The sequence below is a fragment of the Tateyamaria omphalii genome, from assembly GCF_019802125.1.
Taxonomy (GTDB): Bacteria; Pseudomonadota; Alphaproteobacteria; order Rhodobacterales; family Rhodobacteraceae; genus Tateyamaria; species Tateyamaria omphalii_B.
Genome location: NZ_JAHVHT010000001.1, coordinates 1,238,850 through 1,253,260 on the forward strand (window position 1 = coordinate 1,238,850; position 14,411 = coordinate 1,253,260).

Consider the following 14,411-nt stretch of genomic DNA (forward strand, 5'->3'; position numbering starts at 1 on the left):
TGCTCCTTAGCCGATACGGCCAGTGATGTAGCTTTCGGTGCGCGGATCGTTCGGGTTGGTAAAGATCTGACCCGTCTCGCCATATTCAACAAGGTTGCCGAGGTGGAAGAAGGCTGTCTTCTGGCTCACCCGCGCCGCTTGCTGCATGGAGTGCGTGACGATCACCACCGAATAGCTTTGGCGCAACTCGTCGATCAGTTCCTCCACCTGTGCTGTTGCGATGGGATCAAGCGCTGAGCATGGCTCGTCCATCAGCAGCACCTCTGGTTCCGTCGCCACAGCCCGTGCAATGCACAAACGTTGCTGCTGACCACCAGACAGACCCGTTCCCGGCGCATCGAGACGATCCTTAACCTCGTCCCAGATCGCACCACGACGCAGGGATTTCTCAACCAATTCATCAAGTTCTGCCTTGTTCTTCGCAAGGCCGTGGATGCGTGGGCCGTAGGCCACATTGTCATAGATCGACTTCGGAAACGGGTTGGGCTTTTGGAACACCATCCCGACCTTGGCGCGCAGCTGTACCGGATCGACCTTGGGGTCATAGATGTCTTCGCCGTCGATCAGGATATTCCCTTCCATCCGGGCAACATCAATTGTGTCGTTCATCCGATTGATACAACGCAGAAAAGTCGACTTACCACAGCCCGATGGACCGATGAATGCCGTCACCGTCTTGTCGTCAATCTCGACATCCACGTCCTTGATCGCGTGATTGTCCCCGTAGTAGACCTGCACGCCTTTGGCCGCGATCTTGACGTCGTTTTGATCCAAGTCTCTCTCCACAATTCTCATGTCGTTCATGGGCTTGCCCCTACCAGCGGCGTTCGAACCGGCGCCGCAAGATCACGGCGATGGTGTTCATGGTGACCAGGAACAAGAGCAGCACAATGATGCCGCCCCAGGCCTTTTCGGTAAAGACCGCGTCGGAGCGCGCGGCCCAGTTGTAAATCTGCGCCGGCACGGCCGAGTTCGGCTCAAGGAACCCTTCCACAAATGTGTCCGGATAGCGCGCCACGAAACCGACCATCCCGATCAGCAGCAGTGGCGCGGTTTCGCCCAACGCCTGCGCCAGCCCGATGATGGTGCCGGTCAGGATGCCGGGCGCCGCCAGCGGCAGCACATGGTGGAACACAGCCTGCATTTTCGAGGCACCTACCCCAAGTGCCGCATCCCGGATTGACGGTGGTACGGCTTTGAGCGATGCGCGGGTCGAGATGATGATCGTCGGCAGCGTCATAAGCGTCAGGACCAGACCACCAACAAGCGGCGCCGATTGCGGCAGATGCGCGAACTGGATGAACACGGCAAGGCCCAGGATACCGAAGACGATGGATGGCACGGCGGCAAGGTTGGCGATGTTGACCTCGATGAAGTCGGTGAAGCGGTTCTTGGGTGCGAATTCCTCAAGGTAGATCGAAGCGGCGACACCAATCGGCAAACTCAGCACCAGCACCACAAGCATCATGAAGAACGAGCCCAGCACAGAGGCGCCAATGCCAGCTCCGCCTGGGTTGTCCACGCCCGTATCCACGCCGGTGATGAAGTTCCAGTTGAACACCTGTTTGACCAGACCCGCCTCTTGCATGGCGTCGATCAGGTCGAAATCTTCCGGCATGAAAAAGCGGTTGCCACCTTGCAGGTCCTCACGGGTGAAGGTCCCCTTCAAGTAGCGATCCACACGCGAAGAGGCCGCAAGCTCGAACCCGATCTGCTCGCCGATCTCATCCTCGTTGTCGCGGTAGTAAGCGCGGAGGTCGCCACCGACTTTCCCGAGCAGACGTTCAACGGCCTTGTTGTCGAACTCGATCTCGACCCCTTCGGCTTCCATCGTGTCCGACAGCGATGTGATGAAGTAACCGGTGTAGATCGCCGTCTTCAGCATCGCCTCTTCGGCTTCGTCATACTGTTCTTGCGTCAGTGTGAAGGGCACCTCGACCACAGCCTGGCGGAAGGCGGGCAGCCCTGCGCTCAGGATCGCCGACAGAAGGGCCAGCAGGAAAAACAGGCCGGTGCAGATGGCTGCAATCCCATAGGCGCGGAACCGTCGTTCAGATGCGTTGCGTTTCTTTGTCCGCGCATCTTCCTGCTTCAGCGACTTGGGTGCGCGTGCGTTTTCGGGGGTCATGGCTGCGTCAGTCATTACTCATATTGCTCCCGATATTTGCGCACAATGTAGAGGGCGAGGACGTTCAGCCCGAGCGTCATGATGAAGAGCGTCATGCCAAGAGCGAAAGCCACCAAAGCTTCGGGCGAGGCAAAGTCGCTGTCGCCGGTCAGCTGCGATACGATCTTGGCGGTCACGGTGGTCATGGCTTCGAATGGGTTGAGGCTGAGCCGGGCCGCGGCCCCTGCCCCAAGCACCACGATCATCGTCTCGCCAATGGCGCGGCTGGCCGCCAACAGGACTGCGCCTACGATACCTGGCAGCGCGGCTGGTAGCACCACCTGCTTGATGGTCTCGGATTTGGTCGCACCCAGGCCGTAGGATCCGTCGCGCATGGCCTGCGGGACGGCGTTGATGATGTCGTCGGACAAGGAACTGACGAAAGGGATCAGCATGATGCCCATGGCCAATCCAGCCGTCAGAACCGCGCGTTGCCCTTGCATCCAACCCAGACCGTCATTGCCAAAGACCGACAACAGGATCGGCCCGATGGTGAGCAATGCAAACAGGCCGTAGACAATGGTCGGGATGCCGGCGAGCACCTCAAGAAGCGGCTTGGCGATGCTGCGCATCCTGGGGCCAGCGTATTCCGACAGATAGATGGCCGCAAACAGCCCGATGGGCACGGCCACGAGCAGAGCAACGAACGAAATGTAAAGCGTGCCCCAAAGAAGCGGGATTATCCCAAGGCTCGAGGCTCCGCCCCGACCCGAGAAGCTGGGTGCCCATTCGAGCAGGAAGAAGAATTCCGATGCGGGATACAGTCGGAAGAATTCGACAGTGTTGAAGATGAGCGAGAGTACAATTCCGACCGTCGTCAGGATCGCGACAGAGGCGGCAGCGATCAGCAGCGCCAGAACACCCTGTTCCACAGTGTTTCGCGCGCGAAAGGTTTTTTGTCCTTCGCTCGCTCCCCATGCCGCGCCTGCGAGCGCAACGATCAGCACTGCAATTGTCATCAGCAGATTGGAGGTTCCGCTCATCGCGCGATAGGCTTGTGCGGCTTCCAAAACGGGCTGGGTGATCTGGCCGGTTACCACCTGGCCCGCGTCGCGCAGCACCTGTGTCAGCTCGGCGACATCGGATTGGCCGTTCCGCGCGGCATCATTGTCCAGCAAACCGGCGGCTACTGCGTTCTCGAGACCATCGGCGGTCCGGCGCACTTCGGCCATGACAAGCCCGATGTTCGAACCCTCGGCAATCTCGGCCTCGGGGATCATTTGAGCGATGCGATTGTCGATGAACAGCGGCTGCGCCAGCAGCCAAAGGACCATGAGGCCAAAGGCGGGCACGACCGATTTCATGAGGGCATTCGAGCCGTAGTAGATAGGCAGCGAGTGCAGGTTGCGGCTGTCGCCACCCGCGCTGGACAGCGCGCGTCGGCGCCCCAGGACGAACCCCACAACCGAGATCGCCAGCACGATCAGCGTGAGCCAAATGACAGGCATATGTCCCCCAAAGTGCAAAAGCCGCGTCTCAAGCGGTCTTGAAAGCCGAAAACTGGGCGGCAATGGCACCGCCCAGTCAAGTGTCTTGGCATCGTATGATGCAAGGTCAGATCAGGATCCGTTACCCATGGTCTGCTCGTCCGCGATCATGGACTGCGTTGCCGCCAGTTCCGGATCGGACACCAGACCGTAGGAGGCCAGCGGGCCATCCGGGCCTGCCAGAGCGTCGGACACGAAGAACTCCGCATATTCCTTCAGGCCGGGGATCACACCGATGTGGGCCTTCTTGATGTAGAAGTACAGCGGACGCGACACCGGATACTCACCGGATGCGATGGTCTCCGTCGAGGGCGCGACACCCGACATGGTCGCCACTTTCAGCTTGTCGGTGTTGTTCTCGTAGAAGGCCAGGCCGAACACGCCGATGGCGTTTGCGTTTGCGTCGATCGAGGCCAGCGTTTCGGTGTAGTCACCGTCGATGTCGACCGAACGACCGTCGGTACGCACGCTCAAGCAAGCATCTTCCGCGTCATCCTCGGACATGCCGCCCGCGATCATGGCTTCCATGGCGCCTGTGGCTTCACAACCAGCCGCGATCACCTTCTCTTCGAACACTTCACGTGTGCCGTGCTTGGTGCCGGGGATGAAGGCGAGAATGTCGGCCGCGGGCAGGTCTGCGTTGAAGTCGGACCATTGCGTGTGCGGGTTGTCGACCAGTTCTCCGTCGACCATCACTTGCGGTGCAAGGGCGTTGAAGATGTCGGACGGTGTGAAAGCGGTGTATTCGGGGCCAGCGATCTGGCTGGCAAAGACAATGCCGTCATAGCCGATGCGCACTTCGATGATGTCGGTCACGCCCGCTTCGGCACAGGCCTGGATTTCCTTTTCACGGATCGCGCGCGATGCGTTCGCGATGTCCGTGTGCTCGGTGCCGACGCCCTGGCAGAAGCGCTTGAGGCCAGCCGAGGAGCCGCCTGATTCCACGACCGGTGTCGGGAAGTCGGTGTTGTCGCCAAAAAGCTCGGCCACGATGGAGGCGTAAGGCAGAACGGTGGACGACCCGGCCACTTGAACCTGGTCACGCGCCACAGCGGCTGTTGCAGCCATGGCCGAGAGGGCCAGCGCCGATGTGGTGAGTTTCACGAAGGACATGAATGTCTCCTGTCTGAACATTTCTCGTGATCCCCCCTATGAGGACCTTGGCGCCCGTCTAGGGCTCGCGCGCAATGCTTTTGTGACAGATACGTAACAGTTTTATGACAGACTGCGGAGTGCCCCGACGTCAGCGCAGGTTTTCGTGCATCGGCAGAACGACGGTAAAGGTCGCCCCCTCCCCCAAGGTGCTTTCAACCCGCAGGCGTCCACGGTGCCGGTTGATGATATGCTTGACGATGGCAAGGCCAAGGCCAGTGCCGCCAAGCGCGCGACTGCGGTGATCATCGGCGCGGTAGAAGCGTTCGGTGATCCGTGGCAGGTGGACCGGATCGATTCCGGGGCCATAGTCCACGATCTGCACCCGCACACCCGGTGCGCGCAGCGCAGGCTCTCGGCCACTGGTGGTGACACGGACAGTGACACGCCCGCCAGAGCCACCATATTTGATAGCGTTTTCAATGAGATTGGTGAAAACCTGCTTCAACTGGTCCGCGTCAGCCATGATGTGTACGGGGTCTCCGTTGAACTCCCGTTCGAACGTGACACCCGCCTCTTCGGCCAAAGATCGAAGGGTGCGCAATGTCGAGTCGAGGATGTCATTCAGCACCACAGCCTCGGTCGGGCGCACACGCTCGTCGCCTTCGACCCGATTGAGCGACATGAGGTCGCCCACGAGCCGGTTCATGCGCTCGGCTTCGTCCTGCATGATGTTCAGGAACCGCTCTGCCGCCGCCGCATCGTTTCGGGCCGGGCCGCGCAGGGTCTCGATGAAGCCCATCAAGGCCGTCAACGGTGTCCGCAATTCGTGGCTGACATTGGCCACAAAGTCGCGCCGCATCTGGCTGGCTTGCTCGACATGGGTGATATCCTCGAACACCAGGATCGCTGCCCCTGCCGCATTGCGTCCCACGCCAGGCACCGCTCGCACACTGACACGGAACGTCGTATCCTGCGCGCCGTCATTGCCAAGGTAACTGGTGCCGCGCGACTGTCCGTCTTGCAGGGTGGCCTCTATGGCGTCCAACAGCGCAGGTTGCCGCAGCATCGTGACATAATTCCGCCCCAGCGCCTGCTGGCCAATCAGCGTCAGCGCTTCCGTATTTGCGGCGATGATGCGCTCGGTGCCGTCAATGGCCAGCGTCGGCAAAGGAAAGGCTGAGAGCAGCGCGTCCAGAACATCGTTGCCCATGGGCTTGCTCCTTCAGCCGGACGCCGCCGCGACCGCTCGGCTGAATACCTCGCAAAGTGTCGTAGGGTCTTCGAGGCCGACCGAGACACGGAAGAACCCTTCGGACATGCCAAGCTCCGCCCGTTTCTCCGCCGTCAACGCGCGGTGCGAGGATGATGCTGGGTGCGATATCGTCGTGCCCACATCCCCAAGCGTTGGGGCAAAATTCAGACCTTCGGCCCCGCGGGCAAAGGCGTTCGCCGCCGCGCGCCCGCCGTCGATTTCAAAGCTGACCATGTTGCAATACTGGCCCTTCAGCAGCGCCTCGGCCCGCGCGTGATCCGGGTGGTCCCGTCGCGCCGGATAGATGACGCGCTTGACGCCCGGCAGACCCGCCAAGTGTTCGGCCAATACGGCGGCCGTTGCCTGTGCCCGGTCATAGCGCAGATCGAAGCTGAGCAGTCCGCGTTCGGCCAGCCAGCAATCAAACGGGCTGGGCGTCATGCCTGCGGTCACGGTGAATACACGCAGGCGGTCGTTGACCTCTTTGTCCCTGGCCGCGACGTAGCCCAGCATCACGTCGGAGTGGCCCGACAGCAGCTTTGTCAGCGAGTGGATTACGATGTCCGCCCCGTGATCGAATGCCTTGAACGCGCGGGGCGTTGTAAAGGTGTTGTCGATGACGAACAGAATCCCGGCTTCCTTGGCAAGCGCCGAAAGACCCAGCACATCGGCGACGCGCAACGTCGGGTTCGAGACAACCTCGACCAGGATCATCTTCGTTCCAGGGCGCAGAGCGACCCGTACAGCCTCGACATCGCCCGGATCAACCATCGAGGTTTCGATCCCCAATCGCGGCAGATCCTCGGCCATCATGCGCAGGCTGCGCCCGTAGAGCTGGTTGCCGCCAATCACGTGATCCCCGGACTTGAGCAGGCCCAGCAGAACCGCAGATACGGCCCCCATGCCCGATGAGGTCAACACACCTAGATGCGGTGCGCCTTCCATCCGGTCGATGGCTGCAGCTACGACATCCGCATTCGGGTGCCCTTCCCGGCTGTAAGTGTAGCCGTGCAAGTCGCCGTCGTATTGTGCATCGAGCATGTCGGGTGTGTCCGAAGCGTAAACAACCGACGGGCTCAGCGCTGTGACCACCGGGCGCGAGGCACTTTCAGGCAAGGGCGTGGGACGCATCAGCGACCCCTTGGTGTTCGAGGTCATTCCAGGAACTCCGTAAAATAGGTCTGTGAACTGAAGGTGATGTCGACGCTCAGCCAGCAAGGCCGCGGCAAATGGGCCGAGATCACGTCGACCAATTCCTTTTGCAAGGCCGCGGTAAACGCCGCGCCACGGTGCGGTTTCGCCAGCAGCGCAACGGATGCCTTCAAATGCGTGTGCAGAAAGTCCGGCGCGGGATAGGCACGGCCCTTGGTCTCCCCGGCCCCATCGTCGTGGCGCAGGATGCAGGCTTCGACCTCTTCCAGAATGGCCTTTGGATCAAGGTCCAGGTCACTGGAATAGCTGAGTTCGCAATGCGGCATCAGCCCATCACCTCGACCATGGTATCGCGGAACTTGCGCATGTTTTCCTGATAGTGCAGCGCCGACGCCCGCAGGCCCTGAACGGCCTGTTCGTCCAGCTCGCGCACCACCTTGCCCGGCACGCCCATTACAAGTGATCCATCCGGGATCTCCTTGCCCTCGGTTATCAGCGCCCCCGCCCCGATCAGGCAATTCTTGCCGATCTTGGCGCCATTCAGGACCGTAGCCCCCATACCAATCAGGCTGTTTTCCCCAATCGTGCAGCCATGCAGCATGACCTTGTGCCCGATCGTGCAACCCGGCCCGATGGTGAGCGGAAAACCCGCGTCGATGTGCATGACACAGTTTTCCTGCACGTTTGTACCTGCCCCGATGCGGATGTCCTCGTGATCCGCACGGATGGTGCAACCAAACCAGACGCTCGCCCCCTCTTCCAATATGACTTTGCCGATCAGATTGGCATCCGGGGCGACCCACGTGTCGTCGGCTATCTGTGGGCGGTCATCGCCAAGTGCGTATAGGGTCATGTCAACTCCTCGAACTCGGATTGCAGGGCGCGCACGTGGCCGGTCAGTTGTGGCTGCTGCAAACGCCGAAGCCGGGTCGCGCTGATGATGGTTTTCAACTGGTCCTCGGTCGCGTCGAGATCGTCATTGACCAGAACATAGTCATAGCCACCCCAATGGCTGATTTCGTCCCAGCTTTTCTGCATCCGGCGCGAAATGGTGTCTGCATCGTCTTGCGCCCGTGTTTCCAACCGCCGGCGCAGCTCGGCGATAGAGGGCGGCAGGAGAAAGATCGACAGGGTATGCTGGCCCAGGACCGAGTTGGTGATCTGCTGCGCGCCTTGCCAGTCGATATCGAACAGTACATCTCGGCCCTGGTTGATCGCGGCCTCGACCGGCCCCTTCGGCGAGCCGTAGAAGTTGCCGAAGACATGTGCGTGCTCCAGCATTTCGCCCCCGGCGACGTCACCCTTGAACTCCGCCTCGGTCACGAAACGATAGTGCTCGCCATCCACTTCGCCCGGACGCGGCTTGCGGGTCGTGGCCGAGACCGAGAAGCTCAGCCCCGGATCCCAGTCGCGCAAACGGCGGGCCAGCGTGCTCTTGCCCGCACCGGAAGGCGAGCTGAGTATGATCAAGAGACCGCGGCGTGTCGGGGCATCTGTCATTGTCTTATTCCACGTTTTGTACTTGCTCGCGCATCTGATCGATCAGCGCTTTCAGTGCCAGACCTACTGCAGTGAGGTCAGAGTTCTGGGCCTTGGAGCACAGCGTGTTGGCCTCGCGGTTGAACTCCTGCATGAGGAAATCAAGTTTCCGGCCCACCGGCCCGCCATCGCCTATAAGCGTTCGTGCGGCCAGAACATGGGTGTGCAGCCGATCAATCTCTTCGGTCACGTCAGCCTTGACCGCGAGCAGGGCCAGTTCTTGGGAAACGCGATCCGGATCTGCTCCATCTGTTTTTTCCAGAACGCGCGCCAGGTTCCGCTTGAGTGTCGCGGCCACCTCATCCTTGCGTGCTTCGGCAAGGGTCGCGGCTTGCCTGGTCAGCGTCTCGACTTCGGAGAGTTGTCCCAAGAGAACGTTTTGCAATGCGGTCCCTTCGCTGCGGCGCATGTCGTCAAAGGCATCCAGCAGTGCCGGTACTTCGCCAACCAACGCCGCACGCAGAGGAGCCGGGTCGTCTTGGGCAGGTCCGGTGTCCATGACACCGCGCATTGCGGCGATATCCGTGGCGCGCGACGGGGCGAGCGACAGTCCACGCTCCATGGCTTCTGCTTCGATCTCAAGCAGGTTTTGGACAACCGCCTGCATCACATCCGTATTCAGTGATAGCCCGACCGCGGCATCGTCCCGCGTGATCCGCAGCGACAGCGTTACGTTGCCCCGCTTTGCTCGAGCCGCAACCAGGGGGCGCAAAGCGGCTTCAAGACCATCGATCCAGTCCGGCACACGGAGCCGCAGATCGAGCCCCTTGCCGTTTACACTGCGGATATCCCAAGCCCAGCGAAACGGTTGGGACGCGCCCGTTAGAGCCGCAAACCCTGTCATCGAACGCAGGACGCCTTCGTGTTGTTTTTTCGTCATGCCCAAGCGTTTAGGCGTAAGTGGGGGGCTGGGCAAGCCACCTGCCCCATGCCCGTAGAGACAGCTTGAGGTTAACCAATCGTTAGCTTTCTGCGCGCGATGCCAATCAAATTTGATATGTTTTGCATCAAAGGCACTGCATTGCGTGCCGAAGACGAAGTGAGAGTATGTACAGATGGACAAATCCGAGCTGAACCCGCACAATGTGTTGGCTATGACAGAGTTTCGTGCAGAGATTGGTTTTTCCGCGATTTCCCAGGTTGAGGCCTATTGGGAAGGACTACGCGGTGCCCGCGTTATGCCCAAGCGGTCCGAGATTGACCCAAGGGGCATAGAGTCTGCCCTGGAATACACCTTTGTCCTTGAGCGGATTGCACCCGGCATGGCACGCATTCGCATTGCCGGCAGCCACCTGGGCGACCTGATGGGGATGGAGGTACGCGGAATGCCGCTTACATCGCTTATCACCCCGCCCTGTCGCCGTCAGATTGCTGATGCGATCGAAGATGTCTGTCAACGTCCTGCGGTGTGTGAGTTGCGCATGAGCGGCGAGACCACGATCTCGAAGCCGCAGATGGACGCCAGATTGCTTCTGCTGCCGCTCAAGAGCGATTTGGGCGATGTCAGCCGTATTCTCGGCTGCATGGTCGCTCATGGAGACATCGGCCACACGCCAAGGCGCTTCAATGTGGTTGGCGCTCGTATACGGCCCATCTCGGCACCATCGACCGCACCTGTACCGGTAAAACCCGTGGCCCAAACGGATACGCAGAATGCCAAGGTCGATGGGTTTGCGGAGAGCCAGAAGAATTTTGAAACGACGACACCGCGGTCTGACGTTCCCTATCTGCGCCTGGTGAAATCGGACGACCGCTGAACAGAGCGACCAGCTGATGTATGCGCGCCGAACCGGAAGGTCCGGCGCGTTCTCTTTTGTCAGCTTGCGGCGCGCGCCTTGGACCGCGTGGACCGCAGTTGCGAAAGCTCTTCGGCCACGAGAAACGCCAGTTCCAGCGACTGCGACGCATTGAGGCGCGGATCGCACGCCGTGTGGTAACGGTCGCTCAGGTCTTCCTCGGTCACGGCGCGGACACCACCGGTGCATTCGGTCACGTCCTGTCCGGTCATTTCGAAATGTACGCCGCCTGGCACCGTGCCTTCGGCCGCGTGAACCCCAAAGAATTCCCGGACTTCCCGCAGCACGGAGTCGAAAGGTCGGGTCTTGTAGCCGGTCGACGATTTGATCGTGTTGCCGTGCATCGCGTCGCAGACCCAGACGACATCCGCGCCCTCTTCCTGCACGGTCTTGATCAGGCGCGGCAGGTGTTCGCCAACCGAACCGGCGCCGAAGCGCGCGATCAGTGTCAGGCGACCGGCTTCGTTTTCCGGGTTCAGCTTGGACATCAGAACCTTGAGGTCCTCGGTCGTCATGCTTGGCCCGCATTTCAGACCGATGGGGTTTTGAACGCCGCGGGCGAACTCGACATGTGCGCCATCGGGTTGGCGGGTGCGATCGCCGATCCAGATCATGTGACCGGAGCCCGCCAGCCACTTGCCAGTCGTCGAGTCGATGCGCGTCAGTGCTTCCTCGTATTCCAACAGAAGGGATTCATGGCTGGTGTAGAACTCCACGGACGAAAACTCGTGCGTGGTGTCCGCGTCAATGCCAGCTGCAGCCATGAAGTCGATCGTATCCTGAATGCGCGTGGCAATTTCGCGATACTTCTCGGTCCCCTGCCCGTCTGCAAAGCCGAGGGTCCAGGAATGCACCATGTTCATATCGGCGAAACCACCGGTCGAGAACGCGCGCAGCAGGTTCAGCGTCGCTGCGGCCTGGGTGTAGGCTTGCAGCATCTTCTGCGGGTTCGGAATGCGCGCCTCAGACGTGAAGGCGAGATCGTTGATGATGTCACCGCGGTAGCTGGGCAGTTCCACACCATCCACAACCTCGGTCGGGGCCGAGCGCGGCTTGGCGAACTGACCGGCCATACGGCCGAGCTTGATCACGGGTACCTTGGCGCCATAGGTCAGCACCATTGCCATCTGAAGCATGACCTTGAACGTGTCGCGGATGCTGTCAGCGCTGAATTGGTCAAACGCTTCGGCACAATCGCCACCTTGCAACAAAAAGGCGTTGCCACGGGATGCATCGGCGAGATGAGCCTTTAGCCGCCGCGCCTCGCCTGCAAAAACAAGCGGAGGATACTTGGAAAGCTGCGCCTCGACCGCGTTCAATGCCGCAGTGTCGGTATAATCGGGCATCTGGATCCGGGGCTTGGCGCGCCAGTCAGATTTCGTCCAATCGCTCATCTTATCTCTCCGCAATAAGCTGTTAGCGGTCACGTGACCGTAGGCCTCTATACAAAAGGTCTCTGACGGACACCATATCACAATTGCAGCCTCTTGACGTGGCGTTTGCGCCGTGATCAGGCTGACGAAACACCCGGGTTACACTCGCCCGGCAATGACAACAGGATGCGCGCCGCGATGTCGCTTTCACGCTCGGCCATGGAGACCCGCAAAGAGGTCGACAAACCCAAACGTTTTGTTTTTGTCCTGCTCGACAATTTCACGATGCTTTGCTTTTCCGCGGCTTTGGAAAGCCTGCGGATCGCCAATCGCATGGCCGATAAAGATCTGTATGCCTGGAAGATCGTAGGTGAAGGCGGTGATGTGGCATACTGCTCGGCAGGGACCGGTTTCAAACTGGATGACGATCTGGACGAGTTGAGCCGTGATGATGTGGTTATGGTCTGCGGCGGTATCGACGTTCAGGCGGCAACCACCAAAAGGCTCCTGGGATGGTTGCGCCGTGAGGCGCGGAAAGGTGTGCCCATGGCTGGCCTGTGTACGGCTGCCTACACGCTGGCCAAGGCGGGGCTGTTGGATGGAAAGCGTGCCACCATTCACTGGGAAAACCAGGACAGCTTTGCCGAAGAGTTCCAGGAAGTCGAGCTGACCAAATCCGTCTTCGTCATAGACGATAAGCGATTGACCACTGCGGGGGGAACATCCTCCATCGACCTGATGCTGAAGCTGATTGCAGACGATCATGGCGAGGAATTGGCAAATGCCGTGGCAGATCAGTTGATCTATTCCTCGATCCGCACGGACCAGGACACCCAGCGCCTGTCGGTGCCGACCCGGATCGGCGTGCGTCACCCCAAGCTGAGCCAGGTCATCCAGATCATGGAACAGAACATCGAAGAACCGATCAGCCCCTCGATCCTGGCGAAGGATGTGGGCATGTCCACCCGACAGCTCGAACGTCTGTTTCGCCGCTATCTGAACCGTAGTCCGAAACGCTACTACATGGAGCTGCGCCTGCAAAAAGCGCGCAATCTCCTGATGCAGACGGATATGAGTGTGATCAACGTCGCGCTCGCATGCGGCTTTGCGTCACCGTCCCATTTTTCGAAGTGCTACCGCGCGCACTACGATACGACCCCCTATCGGGAGCGCGGCACACATGCTGCACGGTTGTCGATTTGAGCGTTGGAAATGCCCTTTCCTTGCCACGGGCCGTCCACAAATAAGCCGGTTTTGTCTGTCAGACCCGCAACATGTACCGTTTTTTCAATGATATTCCGCGTCACACGCGCCTATTTGAGCTGATGCGCCAACAAAGGCTGGCCAAGGTTGCGACGTCCTATCCTGTTCGCGCGCATAGCACTTCCTTGGATAGTCTGCGTGCAACGGCGGTGGCGTCACTAAAACGCTAAGCATTGCTACAACGGCGTAAAACCGGAGCAGGTACAGCAGCGCCCCATTCGCATGCGTATACTTCTGTTGAATTCACGAGCAAGGTGCCTGACGATCCGGCTGTTAACTCGACAGCATTCGCCTAGCCGCCCACCATAGATGTCCATGCATGATCCCAGTTCGCCGCGCCATCGCCGCGTTTTTGAGCTGCTTCGGCAGCGCGATAGTGCGGTGGTCGCGACAGGGGATCAGGTTACGCGCATCAATGCGCAAGATAGCTCTGCCGACCTTGAAAAAATCAAATCGACTGCCCTGCAATCCTTCGATCGTACGGAATCAATCCGGATTGCCGCGAAATCCCGTCGCAACCACAAACTTTTCTGAGCTGTCCGCCCGCGATGATGGCGGCTTGACGTTCGCCACTTTGGCGAAGCGCTGCTTGAGCAGTTTTTGCAGGCTGCCTTCCGCCCCGCCGGCAAGAACCTTTGCGACGAAAGTCCCGCCATCATCCAGCACGTCGAAGGCAAAGTAGGCTGCCGCTTCGCAAAGCGAGATGATGCGCAAGTGGTCAGTCCGCTTGTGACCGGACGATGCAGCGGCCATGTCAGACATCACGACGTCTGCCTTGCCATCCAGCCACTCCTTGACCTCCAGGTCGGCGTCGTCCTCCATAAAGTCCAACTGGTGCAATTCGCAGCCTGCGATCGGTTCAATCTCCTGCAAGTCAATGCCGAGTATCGTGCCGACGGCCTTGCCCGACTTCTCTCCCAATGCGTTCACGCGCTTGACCGCGACCTGGCACCAGCCACCGGGGGCTGCACCCAGATCAACGACGCGCGCACCGGGAACAAGAAAGCGAAACTTGTCGTCCAGTTCCATGATCTTGAAGGCCGCCCTGCCCCGGTATCCTTCCGCCTGCGCGCGCTTGACATAGGGATCGTTCAACTGCCGTTGCAGCCAGCGGGTGGAAGACAGTTTGCGCCCGCGGGCGGTCTTGACCTTGACCTTCAGGTCGCGCTGCCCGCGTCCTGAGGTGTTCTTTCCTGAAGGTGTCTTGGCCACGTCGTCATCTCATCCTTTTGCCGCCGCGATACCCTGCCGGGCCGTGCGCATCAAGAGAAGGTCAATATAGTCGCT

The 14,411-nt window shown here is 60.1% G+C and carries 14 protein-coding genes; 2 read left to right on the forward strand and 12 right to left on the reverse strand.

Annotation, left to right across the window (positions count from 1 at the left end):
* Positions 1 to 6 precede the first annotated feature (6 nt).
* The 10 genes from pstB to KUV51_RS06230 all read right to left on the reverse strand — a co-directional run bounded on the left by pstB (position 7) and on the right by KUV51_RS06230 (position 9,572).
* The gene (gene pstB, locus KUV51_RS06185; RefSeq protein WP_222520694.1) at positions 7 to 804 is read right to left on the reverse strand and encodes a phosphate ABC transporter ATP-binding protein PstB; all 798 of its coding nucleotides are present in this window, start codon (positions 802 to 804) and stop codon (positions 7 to 9) included.
* A gap of 10 nt (positions 805 to 814) precedes the next feature.
* Complete coding sequence (pstA, locus tag KUV51_RS06190) at positions 815 to 2,143, reverse strand: phosphate ABC transporter permease PstA (RefSeq protein WP_222520695.1); 1,329 nt, start codon at positions 2,141 to 2,143, stop codon at positions 815 to 817.
* Positions 2,143 to 3,615, reverse strand: coding sequence for a phosphate ABC transporter permease subunit PstC (gene pstC / locus KUV51_RS06195; protein WP_222520696.1), 1,473 nt, complete (start codon positions 3,613 to 3,615; stop codon positions 2,143 to 2,145). The genes pstA and pstC overlap by 1 nt, the downstream gene beginning before the upstream one ends.
* 111 nt (positions 3,616 to 3,726) lie before the next feature.
* Positions 3,727 to 4,767, reverse strand: coding sequence for a substrate-binding domain-containing protein (locus KUV51_RS06200; protein ID WP_222520697.1), 1,041 nt, complete (start codon positions 4,765 to 4,767; stop codon positions 3,727 to 3,729).
* Positions 4,768 to 4,897: 130 nt separating this feature from the next.
* Positions 4,898 to 5,959, reverse strand: coding sequence for a sensor histidine kinase (locus KUV51_RS06205; protein WP_222520698.1), 1,062 nt, complete (start codon positions 5,957 to 5,959; stop codon positions 4,898 to 4,900).
* Between the two features lie 12 nt (positions 5,960 to 5,971).
* Entirely contained in the window at positions 5,972 to 7,159 is a 1,188-nt protein-coding gene (locus tag KUV51_RS06210; RefSeq protein WP_261385667.1) for a trans-sulfuration enzyme family protein, read from the reverse strand.
* Positions 7,156 to 7,479 (reverse strand): hypothetical protein, encoded by a 324-nt coding sequence (locus KUV51_RS06215; protein ID WP_222520699.1) that lies wholly within the window; start codon positions 7,477 to 7,479, stop codon positions 7,156 to 7,158. The genes KUV51_RS06210 and KUV51_RS06215 overlap by 4 nt, the downstream gene beginning before the upstream one ends.
* Positions 7,479 to 8,006 (reverse strand): gamma carbonic anhydrase family protein, encoded by a 528-nt coding sequence (locus tag KUV51_RS06220; protein ID WP_222520700.1) that lies wholly within the window; start codon positions 8,004 to 8,006, stop codon positions 7,479 to 7,481. Before KUV51_RS06220 ends, KUV51_RS06215 begins: the two co-directional genes overlap by 1 nt.
* Positions 8,003 to 8,653, reverse strand: coding sequence for a guanylate kinase (gmk, locus tag KUV51_RS06225; protein WP_222520701.1), 651 nt, complete (start codon positions 8,651 to 8,653; stop codon positions 8,003 to 8,005). The genes KUV51_RS06220 and gmk overlap by 4 nt, the downstream gene beginning before the upstream one ends.
* A 4-nt stretch (positions 8,654 to 8,657) precedes the next feature.
* A complete protein-coding gene (locus tag KUV51_RS06230) occupies positions 8,658 to 9,572 on the reverse strand; it encodes a YicC/YloC family endoribonuclease (protein WP_261385668.1) in 915 nt (304 codons plus the stop codon).
* Positions 9,573 to 9,747: 175 nt separating this feature from the next.
* On the opposite strand from KUV51_RS06230, the gene KUV51_RS06235 reads away from it, so the two are divergent.
* On the forward strand, positions 9,748 to 10,449 hold the full coding sequence (locus KUV51_RS06235) for a PAS domain-containing protein (protein ID WP_222520702.1): 702 nt from the start codon (positions 9,748 to 9,750) through the stop codon (positions 10,447 to 10,449).
* A gap of 59 nt (positions 10,450 to 10,508) precedes the next feature.
* Here the strand turns inward: KUV51_RS06235 and KUV51_RS06240 are convergent, their stop codons facing one another.
* Positions 10,509 to 11,882: a class II 3-deoxy-7-phosphoheptulonate synthase gene (locus tag KUV51_RS06240; protein WP_222520703.1), complete on the reverse strand. Its 1,374-nt coding sequence runs from the start codon at positions 11,880 to 11,882 to the stop codon at positions 10,509 to 10,511.
* Positions 11,883 to 12,059: 177 nt separating this feature from the next.
* On the opposite strand from KUV51_RS06240, the gene KUV51_RS06245 reads away from it, so the two are divergent.
* Positions 12,060 to 13,064: a GlxA family transcriptional regulator gene (locus KUV51_RS06245; RefSeq protein WP_222521265.1), complete on the forward strand. Its 1,005-nt coding sequence runs from the start codon at positions 12,060 to 12,062 to the stop codon at positions 13,062 to 13,064.
* 546 nt (positions 13,065 to 13,610) lie between these two features.
* Here the strand turns inward: KUV51_RS06245 and KUV51_RS06250 are convergent.
* On the reverse strand, positions 13,611 to 14,336 hold the full coding sequence (locus KUV51_RS06250) for an RlmE family RNA methyltransferase (protein ID WP_222520704.1): 726 nt from the start codon (positions 14,334 to 14,336) through the stop codon (positions 13,611 to 13,613).
* Positions 14,337 to 14,411 lie beyond the last annotated feature (75 nt).